At 49.5% G+C, this 21,824-nt stretch carries 4 protein-coding genes and 1 pseudogene; all 5 read left to right on the top strand.

Going from position 1 to position 21,824, the window contains the following annotated elements; translation table 11 throughout:
• Window positions 1-55: 55 nt before the first annotated feature.
• A pseudogene (locus ET34_RS0101490) lies at window positions 56-5,341 on the top strand (helicase-related protein); the annotation flags it as partial.
• Window positions 5,342-5,564: 223 nt separating this feature from the next.
• Window positions 5,565-8,423, top strand: a complete 2,859-nt coding sequence (locus tag ET34_RS0101485; RefSeq protein ID WP_031518870.1) for a DEAD/DEAH box helicase — start codon at window positions 5,565-5,567, stop codon at window positions 8,421-8,423.
• Window positions 8,424-8,425: 2 nt separating this feature from the next.
• The gene (locus ET34_RS0101480; protein WP_031518868.1) at window positions 8,426-13,348 is read left to right on the top strand and encodes a DNA methyltransferase family protein; all 4,923 of its coding nucleotides are present in this window, start codon (window positions 8,426-8,428) and stop codon (window positions 13,346-13,348) included.
• On the top strand, window positions 13,348-19,689 hold the full coding sequence (locus ET34_RS0101475; RefSeq protein ID WP_031518867.1) for a DEAD/DEAH box helicase: 6,342 nt from the start codon (window positions 13,348-13,350) through the stop codon (window positions 19,687-19,689). Before ET34_RS0101480 ends, ET34_RS0101475 begins: the two co-directional genes overlap by 1 nt.
• Entirely contained in the window at window positions 19,686-21,809 is a 2,124-nt protein-coding gene (locus ET34_RS0101470) for an ATP-dependent helicase (protein WP_023343028.1), read from the top strand. The genes ET34_RS0101475 and ET34_RS0101470 overlap by 4 nt, the downstream gene beginning before the upstream one ends.
• Window positions 21,810-21,824: the final 15 nt, after the last annotated feature.

The following is a 21,824-nucleotide window of genomic DNA, read 5'->3' as shown; positions in this document are numbered from 1 at the left end:
AAGCACCTTAAAATCACCATCATACACTAAATCAGTAAGTTGGCAGCATTACCCTCTTAACTCACTAAGTTCTCAGGAACTTTACCAACAGCTGTGCCATTACCGTGTGGCCCAGCAATTGCGTCAGGCGTTAACTCGCCCCGGACGCCTGGCGGTACGTTTGAGTGAATTGCTCAATGTTGCCAGAAGAACCTGGCCAGACATTAATCACCGTGAGCTGCTGCAGCTTCTCGATCTGATGGCGAAATCGCGAGAGGGTGAATCTAAATTTTCACTAGCTTTTACGCCATTACGTATGCATGGGTTTATCCGAACACTCGCGGGCCTATGGGCATGTTCAAATAAACAATGCGCACATAAAGCGAGTGAATTAGGTGAGAGTGACTGGCCATTTGGTCAGGTATGGTTTGAACAACGCCAATATTGTGAATGTGGTGCGCCTGTATTTGAAATCTTACGTTGCTCCGGGTGTGGTTCAGCTTATTTGTCTGCCAAGGAGGAAGTGCGCGGTGATGGAACGAGCTGGTTGGTGGCGCAACCTGCTGCTGCCGAAGAGGATGAGTTTGCTCTTGATCTCGATGTTTATTCTGAAGATGAAGATAACAACGAATTAGAAAATAACTCCCAATTTGATCGTCTTATAGCGAGCAATGGTGAAAAATATATCATTTCACTGGAGGAAGCGACGGCGGGTAAAATCGACCGCGAGGCGCAAAAGCACTATGAGATAAATCTGCTAAGACCTGAATCTCGAGGTGAGGGACGCAATAATTCCTTTGCTTGTGTTTGTTGTGGTGACACCCAACGGAAAAATAATCCTTTGTTCCGTCCGCTTCGACTCGGTGCACCCTTTTTTTTAAATGAAATTATTCCTACTCTGCTTGAATTTTCGCCTTTACCGCAAACAAGAGAAGAGCAGTTAGGACCGTTTAATGGTCGACGTTTGCTCACCTTTACGGATTCACGTCAGGGAACCGCCCGTATCTCTGCCCGATTACAGCAGGACGCAGATAAAGCTACGTTACGAACCCTTTGTTATCAGGAACTGGCAAATATTAATGAGCCATCAGTAAAGCTCAGTCCGGCACATTGTGCATTGTTAGAGAGTTTTATTACCCAGTTTTCTATCCCTCCGTTAAAAAATTCCATCGACGCACTGAGAAAAGCGATGGTTTCGAATGAGAAGCTTAGCCCAGCAGACGTTCAGGCGCTTAGAATTATCGAGCCGATGGTTAGTTCCTTAAGTCAGGAACATGCTGAAGCAATGCAAATACTCCTCGTCAATTCAGGCAATCAGCAGAAGAAAACCATGTCGTGGCAAACTCTGTCTGAACAACTTGTTGGCAGTGTGGATCTTGCGGACAGAATGAGAGGCAGTTTTAAAGACTTGTCTGGACTTGAGCTTACTAAACAACAGTTTGCTGATTTTTGTTTATACAGTGAGTTTGGTCGCCGCCCTAAAAATGCTTGGACCCTCGAAAGTCTGGGGCTGGTGGCCATTCACTATCCATTTATTGATAAAGTCACAACCTGCCCGCAGGACTGGAAGACATTATTACCCGACCCCGATAAGCAATTACCGGAATGGCGTAATTTATTGAAGATTACCCTTGATTTCTTTATACGTGAAAACAGTGCCGTTTTTTACGAAAACGAGGAGTACCCTCGCTGGATGGGAGCACGTTTCCCGGTAAAAATGCTGCAGGGGCCAGATAAAAAATACAAAGGGCAGAAACGTGATCAACTTTGGCCACAAATACGCGACCGTCATTATAACCGGGTCATTAAGCTATTAATTGCTGTCTTTCCGGCAATACAGCCTGAGCAGGCTCACTGGAAAGCGCTGGTTAATTACTTAATGAATGAGGTCTGGGAAGCTATTCGACCATGCCTGCGTCAGTTTGAATCGGGTTATCAATTGGACATTAAACAACAAGCTGAATTTTACAGTCCAAAGCAAGTCTGGCGTTGCCCCTATACTCGCCGTGCGTTAGATGTCACTTTATTGGGTTATTCTCCGTATTTACCAGGTAGCAAAGAGATAGCACCTGAAAAAGCTGTATTGATTGAAATGCCTGAGCTTCCTGCGCGTCACTGGCGTTTATCTGGTGGTGGAGAAATGGCGCGAGAAGAGCGCCTGAACTGGCTGGAATGTAATGAACGCATTCAACATGCTCGGGAGGAGGGGGTATGGTCTACTCGCAGTGATCGATTGGCCCTGAAAGATAGCTGGTATCGTCTGGAGGAACACTCAGCGCAGCGAACACCAGAGAAGAACCAGTTTAATGAAAAACAATTTAAAGCAGGGAAAGTCAATGTGTTGAACTGTTCCACGACCATGGAAATGGGCGTGGATATTGGTGGTATGAGTTTGGTCGCGATGAATAACGTTCCTCCGGCTCCGGCGAATTATTTGCAGCGTGCTGGCCGTGCTGGCCGTCGCGGTGAAAGCGCATCTGCCGCCATTACGTTATGTAAAAACACCGCGCATGGAATGGAGGTATTCAAAGACCCTCTCTGGGCGTTCAACACCGTTGCGAGTGCCCCACGGGTTCGTTTTGGTAGCAGTAGTATTGTTCAGCGGCATGTTAACGCATTGGTTTTAGGTGCGTTTTTACGGGCTGAAGTTCCTGATGCGACAAAACTGAGTTGTAAATGGTTCTTTGAAGGTGATGAGAGCCAGTGTCTTCGTTTTCTCCATTGGTTAAATCATCAGGCCGATCAGCTGGCGGATAAACTTAAACGCCTTACCCAGGGAACTGTACTGATGTCATTGACGCCGCCACAGCTCTTGACTCGTACGCAAACGATGATGCAGCTGGTTGATACTCGTTGGAGAAGCCAACTTGCCATACTGTTGGAAAACATCGAAGCGTTGAAAGCAGATAACAGCGCGTGGGAAGAAACGCCAGCAGGCAAAGCAATCACTTATCAGCTTCGTGATTATCGCGGTGCTTATCTGTTTTCTAAACTCATCAGTGAAGCGTTCCTGCCGGGTCATGGTTTCCCGGTTGGCGTGGTCAATTTCAATTATCTGACTGCGGATGAACTGGAAAGACGTCGCGCAATAAAAGCCACTCAGGCTGACCCTAATGAAGGGGGAGAAAACTTTTCTCGCCGCATTGAAAAACTGCCCAGCCGTGACCTGCCCACAGCATTACGTGAATATGCTCCTGGTGCTGATGTGGTATTGGGCGGAAAAGTATATCGTTCCTCGGGTATTATGCTTGGTAAAGTACTTGCCAGCGGGCAGGAGCTGTCTGGCGATCATCATATTCCGTGGTTCTGGCATTGCCGTAAATGCGGCGCGGGAGCGACCAGCGCCACCCGGCCTGTCGAATGTTGCCACTGCAAGGCAGATATACAGCAGCTTGATGTGAAGCGGCATTTACAGCCTGTCGGTTTCGCGACAGACATTCGTTATCAGGCACATAATGATGTATCCATGCCTGCGCAACTTCCCTGGAAAGATCCTCGTGTTCTTGTACCTTCTTCGGTATGGGTCTCCTTACCCGATGCTGGACTCGGACGTTACCGTTTTAGTCATAGCGGGGAATTGTTCCACTTTAGTGAGGGTGAATTTGGTCATGGCTACGCAATTTGTCTTTCCTGTGGCCGGGCAGAATCTCAAACCCAGCCCCAGCGTACTCCGGAGAATCTAAAGAACCCGGAGAAGGAAAATACACACTACCTGTTGAGAGGCGGTAGTAATGATCGGCAGGGGAACAATAAATTGTGCCACGGTCATGTTCATAAAGATCTGTGGTTGGGATATAGCAGCCGTACAGATATGGTTGAGCTGCAACTCAGTGATGATAGTGGCTTACTGATCAGGGATGATGTTGCCGCGCGTTCCCTTGCGGTTGCTTTGCGTGAAGGATTAGCGCATAAATTGGGTATCGAAAATACTGAGCTGGGCGTGACGACACAGCAAGCGCGCGATATCGATGGCTTCACTGGATATTCTATCTTTATTTACGATAATAATGCTGGTGGTGCGGGTTATGCAGTGCAATTGATCGATAATTGGTCGGATGTCTTTAATTACGCCAGAAAATTGCTCGATTGCAGCTGTGATAAATTCTGCCACCACTGCTTGCTCAGCTACGACAGTCAGCATTATGTCGGCAAATTAGATCGTCACCAGGCATTAACCCTGCTCACTAATCTTCGTCTACAGCGGCTTAATCTCGCGCCAGAATATCAGTACTTCGGAGAAAGTAGTCGGGTTGAAACCAACCCACTCAGTTTGCGTATTGCGCAATGCCTGAACAGCGAGGTTTATGATTCTTGCTCGTTGGTTCTTGCTGGGTCGCAGGAACAGTGGAGTTTTGCGCAATGGCCATTATTTAAAGAGTTACTCCAGTTTGCTTCCTCTGGGGGCAATGTTGAGTTGCTGATTGCCACGCAGCTGGAAAACTTAGCTGATAGCACCAGACATCAGCTTTCCGCGCTAGCGGCGATACCGGGTGAATGCTTGCAAGTGAAATCTATAGACACTGCGCAACTTGTGCAAGGGAATGGGCACTTACTGGCACAGGTCACTCGTGAGGGGCAAACCCAACAGTGGGCCGCTGCCGACAGTGCCACCGTTTCGCCCGGTGAATTATGGGGACAAAGCTCGGCATCGCCGGTAGTGACGATTAAAGGGGCGTCCAGAAAAACATTCTCGGGTCAGACTTTGAGTGCAGAAGACTTACTGCCAGCATTGCCCGCCGGGGCGGTACGCATCAATCTCAGCCAACAACTTGACGGTCAGGTGGAAGGTTTTGGTTCGCGTTTCTGGGCACTGATAGCTCAGCAGCATGCTGGCTGGAAGAAGGTTTTTACTAATGGACGCGAAATTACTCACGTCCATTATAGTGATCGTTATCTCAATAGCCCATTTACTGTACGTTTGTTAGGTGAAATTTTGACGGAATTGGTTGAACAGGGGCTGGCAGAACGTGCCGAACTCACTGTTTCAGTTAAAAAGTTAGAGTACAGTTCTCGCCAACACGATTCACTCTATAACGCATGGCTTGATGAGCAGGATCGCCAGCAAGTTATGACCACGTTGCTGGAAGAGGGCTACCTTGGGCCAGCCTGGTCAGGGAAAATCTCATGGTTAGCAGGAGATAATCAGAACACCGATCACGGACGTGAACTGACCGTGACCTTCAGCGATGGCAGTGAACATTATGTGTTGCTCGATATGGGACTGAGTTACTGGCGTTGTACAGGTGACACATTCTTCGATTTTTCAGGACGAATACCGAATCAGGTCGAGCGCCTGGCAACATGCCGGGCATTGGTTATAGCCCCGGATAATGGATTGAAGAGTTATATCATCGCAGGCTAAACGAATTCTCCCCCACCGACTCAGTGTGGGGGAGTTGACCCAGCTCACTTTTTAACTATCGTTGTTTGAAATTTATGCGTGATTTCTGCGCATTACATTCCATTTTATCCCCCTGACGCTGCCCTTCATGTTATCTTTAAGGCCCTCTTTTTTATCGCAGTGTGCCGCACCACATCGCTCGGGATAGTGTTACCGCCACTGCCTCATACAGACAGAAAAACCGATGAATAAGCAAAATTATGCACCTGGGATGCGGGTGGTTATTCGTGATGCAGAGTGGCGCATTCGCCGGGCGGATGACAGCGGAGATGGTGGTCACCTGCTGACCTGTGATGGAATTTCGGAGCTGGTACGCGGTAAAGAAGGGCTATTTCTGACAAAGCTGGAGCAAAAAGTCGAGATTCTTGATCCAGCAAAAACAAATCTGGTGGAAGATGAGTCAGCCAATTACCAGGCGGCTCAATTGTACATAGAGAGCCAGCTACGCCAACGCGTCCCGACTGACAGCAAAGTCCATTTTGGACATCAGGCTGCGATGGATTCCATGCCCTTTCAGCTCGATCCCACGCGCATGGCACTGGCGCAGCCGCGCCAGCGGATATTAATTGCTGATGCGGTAGGGCTGGGTAAAACGCTGGAAGCCGGTATCTTGGTTTCAGAGCTGATTCGCCGCGGACGTGGCAAACGCATTCTGGTGCTGGCGGTTAAATCCATGCTCACGCAATTCCAGAAAGAGTTCTGGAGCCGTTTTGCTATTCCGTTGACGCGGCTTGATTCCGCTGGTTTACAAAAGGTGCGTAACCGTATCCCAACCAACCACAACCCGTTTCACTATTTCGATAAGACCATTATCTCCATCGATACTCTGAAACAGGACATCGAATATCGCCACCACCTGGAAAATGCCTGGTGGGATATTATTGTTATCGATGAAGCGCATAACGTCGCTGAACGTGGGACCAGCTCCTTGCGCAGCAAACTGGCAAAATTGCTTGCCGGACGCAGCGATACGCTGATTATGCTCTCGGCCACGCCGCATGACGGTAAGGCTGAAAGTTTTGCCAGCCTGATGAATATGCTCGACCCGACGGCCATTGCTAATCCGAAAGAGTATGAATACGCCGATTTTGCCGATAAAAATCTGGTTGTGCGTCGCTTCAAAAAAGACGTGAAAGATCAGATGGCTGGCGAGTTTCCGGAACGTAATATCGTCAAACTCACGCACCCGGCAACCGGGGCCGAAGAAGAAGCTTATCGTCGGCTGGTTGAGAGCCAGTTCCGTGACGACGATGATGAAGACTCGCAATCAAACAAAGGCCGCCTGTTCAAAATTGCGCTCGAAAAAGCGTTGTTCTCAAGTCCAATGGCATGTGCCAGCGTGGTGGCTAACCGCCTGAAGCGGCTTGAGAACCGCAAAGAAATAAACAGTCAGAGCCAGATTAACGAATTAGAGTCACTGCTGCTGGCGCTCAATAATATTGATGCCAGTCAGTTCAGCAAGTATCAGTTGTTGCTGGAGACCATCCGTAACGATCTCCGCTGGAAAGCGAATAACACAGAAGATCGTTTGGTGATCTTTACCGAGAGTATCAAAACGCTCGAGTTCCTTGGGCAGCAACTGCGTTCCGATCTCAAGCTGAAAGACGATCAAATTGCCACGTTGCGAGGCGATCAGGGCGATACAGTTCTGATGGAAACCGTCGAAGCGTTTGGCAAAACCCAGTCTCCGCTACGCCTGCTCATCTGCTCGGATGTGGCGTCTGAAGGTATCAACCTGCATCACCTCAGCCATAAAATGATTCACTTCGATATTCCGTGGTCGCTGATGGTATTCCAGCAGCGTAACGGACGTATTGACCGCTACGGACAAAAACACCAGCCACAGATCCGTTACTTGCTGACTGAAGCCAGTGAACCGCAGATCAACGGTGATATGCGTGTGTTGGAAGTGCTGATCAATAAAGACGAACAGGCGCAGAAGAATATCGGTGACAGCTCCGAATTTACTGGCAAATTTACGCAGGAAGAGGAAGAAGAGCAGGTTGCTGAATTCATGATGCAGGACGATGGTGCCAGCCTGTTCGATGATCTGTTGAATAGCAATGTCACTGAAAATACTGGAAACGACCTGTTTGGCGAAATCTGCAGCGCAGTGTCCAACGATGCCTCAGCCGTGACCGAAAGCGACATTAGCCTGTTTGCTAATGAGCAGGCATACTGCGAAAAAGCGCTGGGCTATCTGAAGGCCAGCGGTCAGACCGTGCAATACGATACCTTACCTGATAACACCTTATCGCTGGTCGCACCGGAGGAGTTACGCCGTCGCTTTAACCAGTTACCGCTGGAAATTGCGCCGGAAAACTGGCAGCTTTATCTAAGCCAGGACAAAACCGTTATCACGGAATCAATTTCGCGTGCGCGTGGTGAGCAACATGCCTGGCCCGATGTGCAGTATCTCTGGCAAATTAACCCGGTCGTGCAGTGGTTAGACGACAAAATTCAGTCCGCCTTTGGTCGCCACCAGGCTCCGGTGATGCGCCTGCCGCACCTGTTTGAGCCTGATGAAGATCACTTCATCCTTTCCGGGCTGTTCCCGAACCGTAAGTCGCACCCGATGGTGAATCCGTGGCTGGTGGTGAGCTTTAACCACGAAACGTTAAGCGGTAGCCTGCCTTTTGCTGAGTTTCTGAAACGACATCCGCAATTGAGAAGCAAATTGACTAACAGTGGTGGTAAAGATCGTAACCACCAACGCCAGCAGGTTCTGCTGGAAGCGGCAATCGCCCATGCGCGGGATGTGTTTGTTCACGATCGAAATGCTTTTGAGGAGCATATCAATCAGCAACTCAGTGAACATCTGCAAAAGCTGGACGTTCTGCGTGGGCGTCAGCTGAGCCAACTGGAACTGGATTTTGCCGATAATAAACAGCAGCTTTCAGTGAAAAAGAGCCGCAAAGAACAACGTCAGCGCGAAATCGAACACAATTTTGACAGCTATATCCAATGGATTGAGGACACCATGACCACCGAAAAAGAGCCCTACATTCAGGTTATTGCTGTAATCACCGGAGCGGAGGGCTAATTATGGCGCTGGTCGGTATTAATAACGAAAACGAATTTTACTCCAACCATTATCTGGGCGAAGTCTTTACCAGCGACATCCGCGATGTTCTGGAGCCCTGGATTGAGCAGGAAAATGCCGCTCGCGAAGCTGAACGCGCTGCCCGTGAACAGGGCAAAGAGGTTGAGGCGGGTTACCGCGCGCCGTGGAACCAGCTTAACAGCCTGGCGACAGAGTTTTTCCGTAGACTCACTGATCATGAAAAACAGCGCCAGATCCCGCAGCGTCTTGCCGATCAGCGCACTCGCTGGCAGCCGCTATTAAAGGCATTGGGTTATGAACTCAATCCGCACATACAGATGCTGGATGACGATACGCCTTTGCCAGTGTTGGCTCGTTACAATAGTACCGACGGTAGTCCGTGGCTGTGGATTGTTGAAGCACATGATCAGGATGAAGGAACGCTGGATCCGCTGGCGCTGTCGCTGCTGACTGCGCAGTTCCCGGCAGATACCGATAAACATAAGCGCGACAGTCTGCGTAAAAAAGCGAACGGCGAATACCGTAGCTGGCAGGATCTGCTCTCCACGGCGGTCTTCACGCAAAATGAACCACCGCGTTTTGTGCTGTTGCTCGGTAACCGCCAGCTGTTATTGCTGGATCGTACTAAGTGGGCGCAAAACCGCCTGCTGCGCTTTGACTTTGAAGAAATTTTAAGCCGTCGTGAAACGGATACGTTGAAAGCCACGTCGGTATTGCTACACAAAGATTCGCTGTTGCCAGGCAGCGGTGCGCCGTACCTCGATTCGCTGGATGACAATTCGCACAAACATGCGTTTGGCGTGTCGGAAGATCTGAAATATGCCCTGCGTGAGAGCATTGAGCTGTTGGGTAATGAAGCGATGCGTTATCTCATCGACAACGAGCTGGCTTATTATACCGGGAAACGTGCTATTAACCCGGATGAGTTGAGCCGCGAATGCCTGCGGTATATGTATCGTCTGTTGTTCCTGTTCTATATCGAAGCGCGCCCGGAACTAGGCTATGCGCCGATGACCGCCAAAACTTATCTACAGGGCTACAGCTTGGAAACGCTGCGCGATCTGGAGATGATCCCGCTGACCAGCGAAGAAGATCGCAATGGGCGCTACTTCCACGATAGCCTGAATATGCTGTTCAAACTGGTGCGTGACGGCTACAGCGGCGGCGTGAAAATGCAGAGCGACCTGGAGAGCGGCGACCGGATCACTATTCACAGCCATCAGTTCAGCGTGCCGCGTCTGGAAAGTCATCTTTTTGAAGCGAATAACACCCGTATTCTTAACCGTGTGGTGTTCCGCAACGAAACCCTGCAACAAATTATTCAGGCGATGTCGTTAAGCCGCCCGGGTAAAGGACGTTTTAATCGCCGGGGGCGTATCTCCTATCGCCAATTGGGTATCAACCAGTTAGGTGCAGTGTATGAAGCGCTGCTCTCTTACCGAGGGTTCTTTGCCAGTGATGACCTCTACGAGGTCAAAAAAGCCGGAGAAGAGTTTAACGAGCTGGAGACAGGCTACTTCGTCAGCAAAGACGAGATCGGCAAATACCACGACGACGAGAAGGTCTACGAAAAAGACGGCAGCCTGCGTATTCACCGTAAAGGCAGCTTTATCTATCGCATGGCCGGGCGTGACCGCGAAAAATCCGCCTCTTACTACACCCCGGAAGTGCTGACCCGCTCGTTAGTCAAATATGCCCTGAAAGAGCTGTTTAAAGAGCAAATTGATCCGATTACCGATCCGCACGCCAAAGCCGACGCCATATTAAACCTCACCGTGTGCGAACCGGCGATGGGCAGCGCAGCGTTCCTTAACGAAGCCATCAACCAGCTGGCGGAAGCTTACCTGTTCCACAAACAGCAGGCGGAAGGTCGCCGTATTCCTCAGGATCGCTACACCCAGGAGCTGCAACGGGTGAAGATGTACATTGCCGACAACAACGTATTCGGCGTGGACTTAAACCCGGTGGCGGTGGAGCTGGCGGAAGTGTCGCTGTGGCTGAACGCCATCAGCGGCGATGCATTTGTACCGTGGTTTGGCTACCAGCTGCACTGCGGCAACTCGTTGGTGGGCGCACGCCGTCAGGTGTTCAACAAGAGCGAGCTGACCTACAAAAAAGCGAAAGATCCGAGCTGGCTTAACAGCGAACCGGCTGAACTGGCGATGAATATTCCGCGCGAAGAGAAGCAGATTTTCCACTTCCTGCTGCCGGACAGCGGTATGGCCAACTACAGCGACAAAACCGTTAAGCAGCGCTATCCGGATGATTTCAAAGCGCTGGATAGCTGGCGCAAAGAGTTTACCAAAAGCTTTGCACCGCATGAGATTGTCGATGTGCAGCGCATCAGTAGCAAAGTGGAAGCACTCTGGAACACGTTCCGTCAGCAGCTGAAAGCCGAGCGCCAGAAAACCGCCGACAATTACCCGGTTTGGCCTGCGGAAAGCACGGCTCAAGTTCGCTCTTCTTTAAGTAGCAAAGATGAAACCTTCAGCGGTCGCCTTGAAGATAACAGTAGCTATCAGAAACTGCGCTGGGTGATGGACTACTGGTGTGCTCTATGGTTCTGGCCAATCGACAAAGCGGATGAACTGCCGGATCGCGGTATGTGGCTGATGGAGATGGAGACTCTGCTTGACGGTATTGTCGTCACGGAAAGAGTGATAGAAAGTACAGAACAGGCTACCGGCGATCTGTTTGCCGACGAGGGCATGGTGCGTGAAGAGTCTTCGCTGTTTTCCGGCGCAGGTCGCCTGAAAACCGATGTGCTGTTCCGTCATTTGCCGCGTCTGGCGATTGTTGATGCGCTGAAGAAGCAACATCGTTTCTTCCATTGGGATCTGGAATTCTGCGATCTGTTCGCCGAGCGCGGCGGTTTTGACCTGATGCTCGGAAACCCGCCATGGCTGAAGGTTGTATGGGAAGAAAGCGGAATATTGGGAGATTATAAACCTGAGCTTGTACTGAGCAATCTTAGCGCTGCCAATATATCCTCTCTGCGAGAGGAATCTTTTGCACGGATCCATGGACTAGAAGATGCTTGGCGGAGCGAGTTTGAATCCGCTGTTGGATTACAGAACTATCTTAATAGTCAGCAAAATTTTTCATGCTTATTAGGGCAAAAAACAAATTTGTATAAATGTTTTTTACCAATTTCATGGCGGCTTATTTCGAAGCGTGGTGTTTCAGGGTTATTGCACCCGGATGGTGTTTATGATGATAGCAAAGCGGGGTATCTTCGCGCCAAAATTTACGGCCGTTTGCGGGACCATTATCAATTTCAAAATGAATTAGGACTTTTCCCCGAGGTTCATCATGCAACAACATTTAGCATTAATATTTATGGCCCATTGCAAGATTCGCCTTCGTTTACGCACATGTCAAATTTGTTCTCTGTTCATACGATAGATTCAAGTTTGTTGCATGACAATCAAGGGGAGATCCCTGGCATCAAAGAAGAATCTTACAATGGAGAAAAGCTGAAAATAAATTGGAATATATCCCCCCATAAATCAAGAGTATTGACAATTACTATTGATGAGTTACGTTTGTTTGCGGGAATATTTGATGATAATTCAACCCCGGAACTGCATGCGAGGCTTCCAGCTTTACATACGGTACAATTACTGGATGTTCTACGAAAATTTGATGTTAAATCAAAAAAACTATCTTCAATAAAAAGCGATTATTATTCTACCGTGATGTTTGATGAAACATTTGCTCAAAGAGATGGTACAACTAAAAGGAAAACAGAGTTTCCTTCTGGTGTTTCTCAATGGATATTATCTGGTCCGCATTTCTTTGTGGGTAATGCTTATTATAAAACTCCACGGAGCGTATGCAAATTAAATAGTGACTATGACTCTATTGATTTGATGACCATTCCTGATAATTATATTCCTAGGGTTAATTATATTCCTAATTGTGAGTATTCCGATTTTCTAAGTCGAATTCCGACAGTTTCTTGGAATGGTAATGTTCTTCCTGTGACTAATAGTTATAGATTTGTTAATCGGGAAATGATTGGTTCAACTTCTGAGCGGACTTTTATCGCAACTATAATACCTCCAGGTATTTCCCATATTAATACTTGTCTAAGTACTATTTTTAAAAATAACTCTGATTTGCTCGATTTCTTTTCAATGTCTTTGTCCATTGTCGTAGATTATAGAGTCAAGTGTACTGGAATGGGGCATGCAAATCAGTCGTTAGTTAATCAACTCCCATTATTAAATAATGAGAAGTTTAGAGCATCTTTACATGCAAGGTCGATGAGTTTGGCTAGTATAACAGAGCATTATAAAAAATTGTGGAGCTCCGTTTATATAACTGAATTCAAAAAAGAATATTGGAGCCGCAATCTCCCGCAACTTCCACAAGATTTCTTCGCTAATCTGACCCCTGAGTGGCAGCGTAACTGCGCTTTACGCTCCGACTACAGCCGCCGCCAGGCATTGGTGGAAATCGACGTACTGGTGGCGCAGGCGCTAGGGTTAACTCTTGAAGAACTGCTCACCATCTATCGCGTTCAGTTCCCGGTCATGCGCCAGTACGAAGCGGACACCTGGTACGATCAAAACGGCCGCATTATTTTTACCCCAAGCAAAGGGCTGGTGGGCGTCGGCCTGCCGCGTACCGCACGTAAAGCGGACCTGAAAAATGGTTTTGTCTTTAACGTCGACAGCCCTGAATGGACTGGCGGCGACTGCACCGATCAAGCCATCGGCTGGGATGATGTCAAGCATCTGCAAACCGGCACTGTCAGCGTCACTTTTGATGACTATACCCGCAGCGACGAAGGCGAGCGCCGAACCGTCACCTGGCAGGCACCTTTTATCAAACCCGACCGTGAAGACGACTATAAAGTTGCCTGGTCATTCTTTGCACAAGATAAGGAGAGCGCCTGATGCTGCCTTCTGTTGTCAGTCGGCAGGTTGCCGACAGCGTTGCTTCCTTTTTACGGGCAGCCTTCCCGCTTAACAGCCCGCTGTTTAATGGTGAAGAAAATAATAACGTCTCGATGCTGGAGCAATTTCTGTCCCAGCCGGAAACGCTGCTGAAAGGGCCGTATCTTTCCGCTCAGCTGCCGTTTCGTAAAAGTGACTTACCGCTGAACTTCTTCCCTAACCTGACGCTGCCGTTCCCACCGCACGCGCATCAGGCGCAGGCGTTTCAGCGCCTGGGTATCGAGATGCCTCAACCGACGCTGGTGGCGACCGGGACGGGTTCTGGTAAAACGGAATGTTTTATGTTCCCGCTGCTTAACCATTGTGCGGGGGCATCAGAGGCCGGTGTTAAAGCGATCATCATTTACCCGATGAACGCTCTGGCAACCGATCAGGCCAGCCGTTTCGCCAAAACTATCGCCAGCGATCCGCAGTTGCATGGCAAAGTAACCGTCGGCCTGTTTGTCGGCGATAGTGAAATCGAACCCAGCAAAAAGATGTCTGCAGATAAAGTCATCACCTGCAAACATACCCTGCGCGAGAACCCACCGGATATCCTGCTGACTAACTATAAGATGCTGGATTACCTGCTGATGCGCCCCGGCGATCAGAAGCTCTGGCGCTATAACCAGCCAGGGTCACTGCGTTATCTGGTGGTGGATGAACTGCATACGTTTGATGGTGCGCAGGGGTCGGATCTGGCCTGTCTGGTGCGCCGCTTAAAGCATCATATCGGGGTTGATGACAAGCGTTTTGCCTGCGTGGGGACGTCGGCTACCGTAGGTGACGAACTGGGACAACTACTCGATTACGCAAAAACGATCTTTGATCAGCCGTTTAGCGATGACGCGGTTATTCGCGAAGATCGCTACACGGCGGCAGAGTATCTGCAAGGTTATACCATCGAGTACAGTCAGTATCCGGGACAGGATGTCAGCGCAGCGCTGGATCCGCAAACGTACGCCAGCCCGGTAGATTATCTGAACGGACAAATTCCGCTGTGGTTCCCGAATAGTTCACTGCAATTACCTGCCGATCTGGACAGCGATCTCGGACGTGAAAAGCGTATTGAGTTGGGCTCATTGTTACGTCGCCACAGCATCCTGCACGTACTCCTTGAGGATTTGCAGGGGGGAATTTTGTCGGAACAGCAGTGCCTGGAAAATCTCCAGGTGATGCTGGCGGAAAGCGCCGGGCATGCAACCCGCGTGCTGCAAAGCATTCTGGCACTGATTGCCCAGGCGCGCCTGGACGTTCCAGAAAAACAGGAAGATCGGGAAAAGCGCCTACAGGTGAACAAAGCGAGGCCCGTACTGCCTTTTGTGCAACTACGTTCTCAGCTGTGGTTGCGCGAGATGCGCCGCCTGGTTGCCAGCGTGTCAAAAACACCTGAGCTTGTTTTTGCTGATGATGTCGCGGTGGAAGATCGCGAACATTATCTTCCCGTTATTCACTGTCGTGACTGCCATGCTACCGGGTGGGCGAGCCTGCGCCATGGTCAGAGCGTTCAACTCGAAACTGATCTGGACGGTATTTATCGTCAGTTCTTCGAAAAAGGCCGTTCTATTGTACTGGCCTTCCCGGATAACAACGATAAACCTGTCAGCGGTGTTCACCAGAAGCTGTGCCCTTCCTGTTTAAAGCTCAATCAGCAATCTAACGTGCAGTGCGGGCATTGTGGCCATACTGGTCTGCTACAAGTACTTATCCCGGATATGCTCAAAGAGCGTAAGGATGAGCTGGAATTTGCCAACGAATGCCCGTACTGCAACAGCAAACAGGGTATTTCGATTCTTGGGTCACAGGCAGCCAGCCTGTCGGCGGTGATGATCCATCAGCTTTATGGCAGCCAGTTCAACGAACATAAAAAACTGATTACGTTTTCTGACTCGGTACAGGATGCCGCACACCGCGCCAGTTTCTTTACCGCCCGAACCTGGCCGTTGATGGTACGCGGACAAATCGCCAGCGTGTTGGGTGAAAAAGAAACGTTACCGTTGGATGCCTTTGCGACACGTGTCTGCCAGCAGACGCGTGAACGTTCACCGGATGATGCTCATTTTGCCGCGAGCTTCATCGCGCCCAACATGCAGTGGATGAACGATTACCAGACGTTGAAGAACGAAGGCCAGCTGGCAGAGAGTTCCGATTTACCGGAGCTGGTTTCTCTTCGTCTCGACTGGGAGGTATACAGCGAATTTACCCTACGCGCACGAATTGGACGTACGCTGGAGGCCACCGGTTACGCAGCTGCAGGAATTGATGTTGCACGTTTCAATTCAGCGATAACGACGCTTCACCAACAGCTTGTCGAAGAGCTGGGTGACGAAATGGTTGGGGTCAGCGTTGAGCAGGTGGCACACCTGGTGATTGGCGTTCTTTGGCATCAGCGGCAGGCGGGAGCTGTTCTGCATCCGGCTTTCGAAAGTTATCGTCGTGAGGGCAAGACCTTTATGATGACGCAGAAGGAGCGAACTTCACGCTATATGCCATCTATTGGTCCGAAAACGCGTAAACCGGCCTATGCCTCGTTTGAAAAAATAAATGGCTTCCATCGTCTGATTGGTGCGAAATCCAACCCCAGCTGGTATCAGCATTGGATCAACCGAACGCTCAGCAACGGCAATAATCTGTTTATCAGCAGCCTGGCCGAGACGGTTTTACGACGTCTGTTTGCGACACTAAAAATGGCCGGGTTGGTAAAAGACTTTGACACAAAAGGCAAAGAAGCTTGGGGGCTAGTACCTTCAGCGCTGGTAGTGAGCCGAGATGTTGTTCAGCTAAACTGCTCTTGCTGTCGTGAGGTTGTTCGGGCACCGGCCGATCAGGGGTGGCACTGGCGAAACGCGCCATGTCTTTCTCTGCGCTGTGAAGGCCGCTATCAGGAAACTGAAAATACAGTGACCTGGCACTGGGATAATATGGACATCGCTCGTGTTCAGGGGGCAGAGCATACCGGATTACTGAGCCGTGAAGATCGTGAGGCTACGGAACAATCGTTCTACCGCGGTAAACAGCCATGGAATATAAACCTGCTTTCGGCAACACCGACGCTGGAGATGGGTATCGATGTGGGTGACCTTTCTACGGTATTACTCTGTTCTGTTCCACCCGCGCAGGCTAATTACTTACAGCGTACTGGTCGTGCCGGGCGTAAAGACGGCAATGCACTTAACATCACGGTGGCTGAGGGGAACCCGCACGATCAGTTCTTCTTTGAAGAGCCTCTGGAGATGATGCAAGGGCAGGTACAGGCCCCTGGTGTGTTCCTGAACGCAACGGCTATCCTGGAGCGTCAGCTGGCCGCATTCTGCATGGACAACTGGGTGAAAACCGGCGTCCCGGCATCTGCTATCAGCAAAAACGTGAAGCAGATGCTGGACGAGCTGGAGTTTGGACACAAGTCTGGGTTCCCTTATAACTTCCTGCGTTATGTTGAACAACATCATGCGGATATTGCTCAGCAGTTTTCGTCCATCTTCCCGGATCTTACGGAAGACACTCGTCTACAGTTACTGTCATATTTGCAAGGGGCATCAGGGCAGCGTTCTCTGGTTCAACGTATCGAACAAGCATTAAAACTGCTGGTGGAAGATCGCAAATCGTTGCGTTCCCGGATTGATAAACTCAAGCGCAGTATCGACAAGCTGGAGAGCGATCCGCACGATCAAAACTTTGACAGCGATATGCGCGAGTTGACTTCGGAACGTCAGGCGCTGATGGCCCTGGTGAACCAGATCAATAACAAGCAAACGCTTAATTTCCTCACCGATGAAGGATTACTTCCCAACTATGCCTTCCCGGAGGCCGGTATTACGCTGCGTTCTGTGCTGTGGCGGCGTAAAGACGGTGGGGAGACGCGTGAGTATCAGAACACGACCTACGAATACGAACGTCCGGCATCAACGGCGCTGGCTGAACTGGCCCCGTTGAATAACTTCTATGCGGGCGGGCATAAAGTTGAAATCGAACAGATTGATCTTAAATTGTCTGAGCCTGAAAACTGGCGTATTTGCAGCCACTGTAACTACAGCGAGAATATCGATCAGACCGGCGATCAGCATAAATACTGCCCTAAATGCGGCACACCAGGTTGGGCTGATGCCGGACAAAAAACGACGTTACTGAAGCTTCGCCAGGTTTATGCCCGCTCAAGCGCCCGGGACAGCCAGATCAGTGATGAGAGCGATAGCCGAGAACCGGCATTCTTCCAGCGACAGCTGCTGGTCAGCTTCGAAAAAGAGGATGTATCGGCCGCTTATGCCATTGATGAAGGAGAAATCCCGTTTGGCTTTGAGTTTTTGAGCAAAGTGACTCTGCGAGATATCAACTTTGGCAAAATGGCGGATGATGCCAATGAACTGATGATCGCAGGAGAGGCAAAGAAACGCACCGGGTTTAAAGTTTGCCTCGGCTGCGGCATGGTGCAGCGCCCTCGCGATCATGAACCTCGTCATGACCTGAGCTGTAAATATCGCGCTGAACCCGAAAAAGCGAAGTTTGAAGATTATCTCTACCTTTATCGCCAACTGGAATCTGAGGCATTGCGTATCCTGCTGCCAGTGACCAGCTACAGCAACGATCGCGTGGTGGAAGCCTCCCTGGGTGCAGCCATTCAGCTTGGGCTTAAACATTACTTCAAAGGTAACGTGGATCATCTGAAAGGCGTGGTGTATCGCGAGCCGGAAAATGAGGGCGAATCCTGGCGTCAGTATCTGGTGATTTACGACACCGTACCAGGGGGGACTGGCTCACTCAAAGAATTGATGCGTACACCTGACAACCTTCTGAAATTACTTGAGCTGGCCTACAAGGCGCTAGTGGAATGCAGCTGCAACCATGATACGCATAAAGACGGCTGCTATCGCTGTGTTTACGCTTACCGTGACCGCGGGCGTATGAAGTATGTATCAAGAGATCAGGCGCGTCTCTTACTGGCGAAAATCCTGAAGGCCAGTGCTTCTATACGCGTTATTGATTCCATCAAAAACATTTCGCTTGATGCCATGATGGGGAGTGAACTGGAAAAACGGTTCATTCACTGCCTGCAGGATAACAAAAATCTTCTCGTGAGCCGGAGTTATGCCCATCAGAATGCAGGCTGGATTATTAATACCCGTACAGAACCGGCGATGAGCTGGCATCTCAAAGCACAGATTGATTTAGGGGTTAAAGAAGGGGTTGGCATCCTTAGCCGACCAGATTATGTGCTCTACCCTCTGATGCAGTCAGAAAAGATAAAACCGGTAGCAATTTTCCTGGATGGTTTTGCTTTTCATAAAGATAGCGTGTCGGATGATGTCCAAAAACGGCAGGCGATTAAAGACAGCGGTAATTTTTGGGTATGGACACTGACCTGGGCTGACCTTCAAGAACAAGGCATTAAACATGTACAGAATGTTATGGGGCTTGGCCATAATCCGGATATGAAACAGCCTAAGTTTTATAACCTGTTCCATGATACAAACTTTGCTACGCTTGAAGGTTCATTCCGGGAGAGAAACAGTTTTGCACTGCTACTCGATTATCTCTCTGATCCCGGTAATAAAACTATGCTATGGCAGAAAATGGCCGCTGCCTTTGCCTGGGTGTGGCTGGATCCTAAAAAGTCGCAGGATACTGGAGCCAAACAAAAGTACGCCTATGAAATGCAGGAGAACGCTCCCGCTTATCGGTTGAATGCACTTTTGCCTGATGAACCTTTTGTATTTGGTGGTTTACTGGATAGCTGTAGTTCATCACAACAGTTCATTGAGCTGGCAGCTGTTGTACCGCAACAAGCCATTAAATCAACGACAAGCATTGAACAAATGCGAAATTGGTTGAGGCTGCATATTTGCTTTGACGATCGTTATTCCCAGGATGATGGCTATGAAGCCGGATTTAACGGTTTCTGGTGGATGGTGAATTTACTGCAGTTCCTGCCAGATATGACATTTACCAGCCGTAAAGCGGTTCATTTACCGCAGGAGGCTGAAACGGTAAAAATGCAGACTTCGGTTGTAGTGGATATTCAGCCTGACGAGAGCTGGGCAGAAATACTTGAGTTTGGCTTATTGGGCGCAGAAGAAATCGCTTTGCTTCAGTCGTTATCACTACCGGCACCGACGGTTGGATATGAATTGCAGCATGACGATGGCGAAATTATTGCAGAAGCCGATCTCGCCTGGCCATTACAAAAGCAAGCCTTGATTATTGATAATCAGGAGTTTACTGCTTTATTCGCAAGTAAAGGTTGGCACGTTGCATTCGGGCCAATTGACGAAAATACATTGCAGCATCTGTCCGGAGGTGACAAATGACGATTCCAACGCCAAAGGTGGCACTTTCTGATGGTTTTCTGGGGGCTTTTGCGCGGATTCCTAAAGCGCAGCAAAAAAAGGTCCAGGAATTCATCTCTAAGTTCCGCCAGGATCCGACGAGTAATGGGCTGAACTACGAAAAGATCCACGATGCACGCAGCAATAATGTGCATTCCGTGCGTATAGACCAAACCTACCGGGGGATCGTCCTGAAACCTGAGCAGGGTGCTCTGTATATGCTGATGTGGGTGGATAAGCACGACGAAGCCTACGACTGGGCGCGGCGACACGAATGTGCGATTCACCCGGTAACCGGTGCGATTCAGGTGATTGATACCAGCTATATCAAACCTACCCCCGAGCCGACTGTTGTCGATAAACCCAAACTCTTTGCTGCGTATACGGCAGAGCAGATCCTCGCGCTGGGTGTTCCTCCTGTGTTTATTGAGCAGGTGATGGCTCTTGTGGATACCACAGGGCTGAATCAGCTGGAAAGCGTGATGCCGGCAGAAGCCTGGGAGCCCCTACACTGGCTGGCAGAAGGTCTGGATTACCAGGAAGTGCTGGAGGAGTTTAACGATCACCGTGATGAGCCTGTTGATACCAACGACTTTATTGAGGCAATTGAGAGAAGTAAACGTCGTTTCCATGTCGTTGAAAATGAACAGGAGCTACTGCAAATGCTCAATGCGCCACTGGAAAAATGGCGTGTATTCCTGCACCCGAGCCAGCGAAAACTGGTGGAGTCTCCGGCAAATGGTCCGGTGCGAGTGTTAGGTGGTGCAGGCACGGGTAAAACAGTTGTTGCGATGCATCGTGCACGTTGGTTATCCCAACGCCTGGCCGATAAACCCGGTAAAAAAGTTCTGTTCACAACCTTCACCCGTAACCTGGCGGCGGATATTCGCGCCAACCTCCAGCGTTTGTGTAGCCGTGAGGAGATGGCGCGTATTGAAGTTGTTAACATTGATGCCTGGATGAGCGAGCAGCTTAAACGCCATGGATATGATTTCCGCGTGGTCTATGACAGCGATGAAGGGCGACGTAAATGCTGGAACTATGCCTTGCAGCAAGTTCCTGCTGAATTGGGATTACCGGATAACTTTTATTCTGAAGAGTGGCAACGTGTTGTTCAGCCGAATGCGGTTTACAGCCGTGAAGAATATCTGAAGGTGAGTCGTATTGGTCGTGGCACGGCGTTATCCCGTATTCAGCGTGCGAAAATCTGGCCTGTGTTCGAAGAGTTCCGGGCACAAATGGCGCGAGCCAAACTGCGAGAGATGGGAGATGCCATGCATGAGGCTATCATTCTGTTTAAAGAAAAACAGGTGCAATTGCCTTATAGCAGTATCGTAGTCGATGAAGCTCAGGATATAGGCGCACCGGCCTTTACCCTTATTCGTAGCCTGGTTCCAGAGTCTCCTAACGATCTCTTTATCGTGGGTGATGGACATCAGCGTATTTACCGCAATAAAGTCGTTCTAGGTCAGTGTGGGATTAACGTTCGTGGGCGCCGTAGTAAAAAACTGAAAATTAACTACCGGACTACAGAAGAGACGCGACAGTTTGCTGTCGGGTTGTTAACCGGCGTTAAGGTTGACAACCTGGATGGTGAAACTGATGCCAGCAACGATTATTTATCATTGCTTCATGGTGAAAAACCCATGATCACTCATGCTTCAGATTTTAAAGAAGAGGCTGCGACGATTATCAAGCAAATTCAGGCGTTGTTAGCCAATGATGTCCGTTCCCAGGATATCTGCATTACCGCTCGTACGAAGCATGCTTACGAGCGTTATGCTTCTGCTCTGAATGATGCTGGAATCGAGACCTATAATTTAGGTCAGGATAGTGGTGATAGTGATCAACGCCCTGGTGTGCGTATGGCAACGATGCACCGCATTAAGGGGTTGGAGTTCCAGTATGTGTTTCTTGCGGGCATCAACGATGGTGTTGTGCCGGAAGTCAAAGCAATTGCATCTGATGACCCTGTAGAACAGCGCGATGCATTATTTAATGAACGAGCGTTGCTCCATGTGGCTGCAACGCGCGCGGTAAAAGGATTGTTTGTTTCGTCTTACGGTAAACCTAGTTTTTTACTGGAGCCTGAAAGCGAGTAATCCAGCCAGATAACC

Origin of the sequence: Siccibacter colletis (assembly GCF_000696575.1) — a bacterium.
Lineage (GTDB): Bacteria > Pseudomonadota > Gammaproteobacteria > Enterobacterales > Enterobacteriaceae > Siccibacter > Siccibacter colletis.
This window is presented reverse-complemented; position numbering and strand designations above follow the sequence as displayed.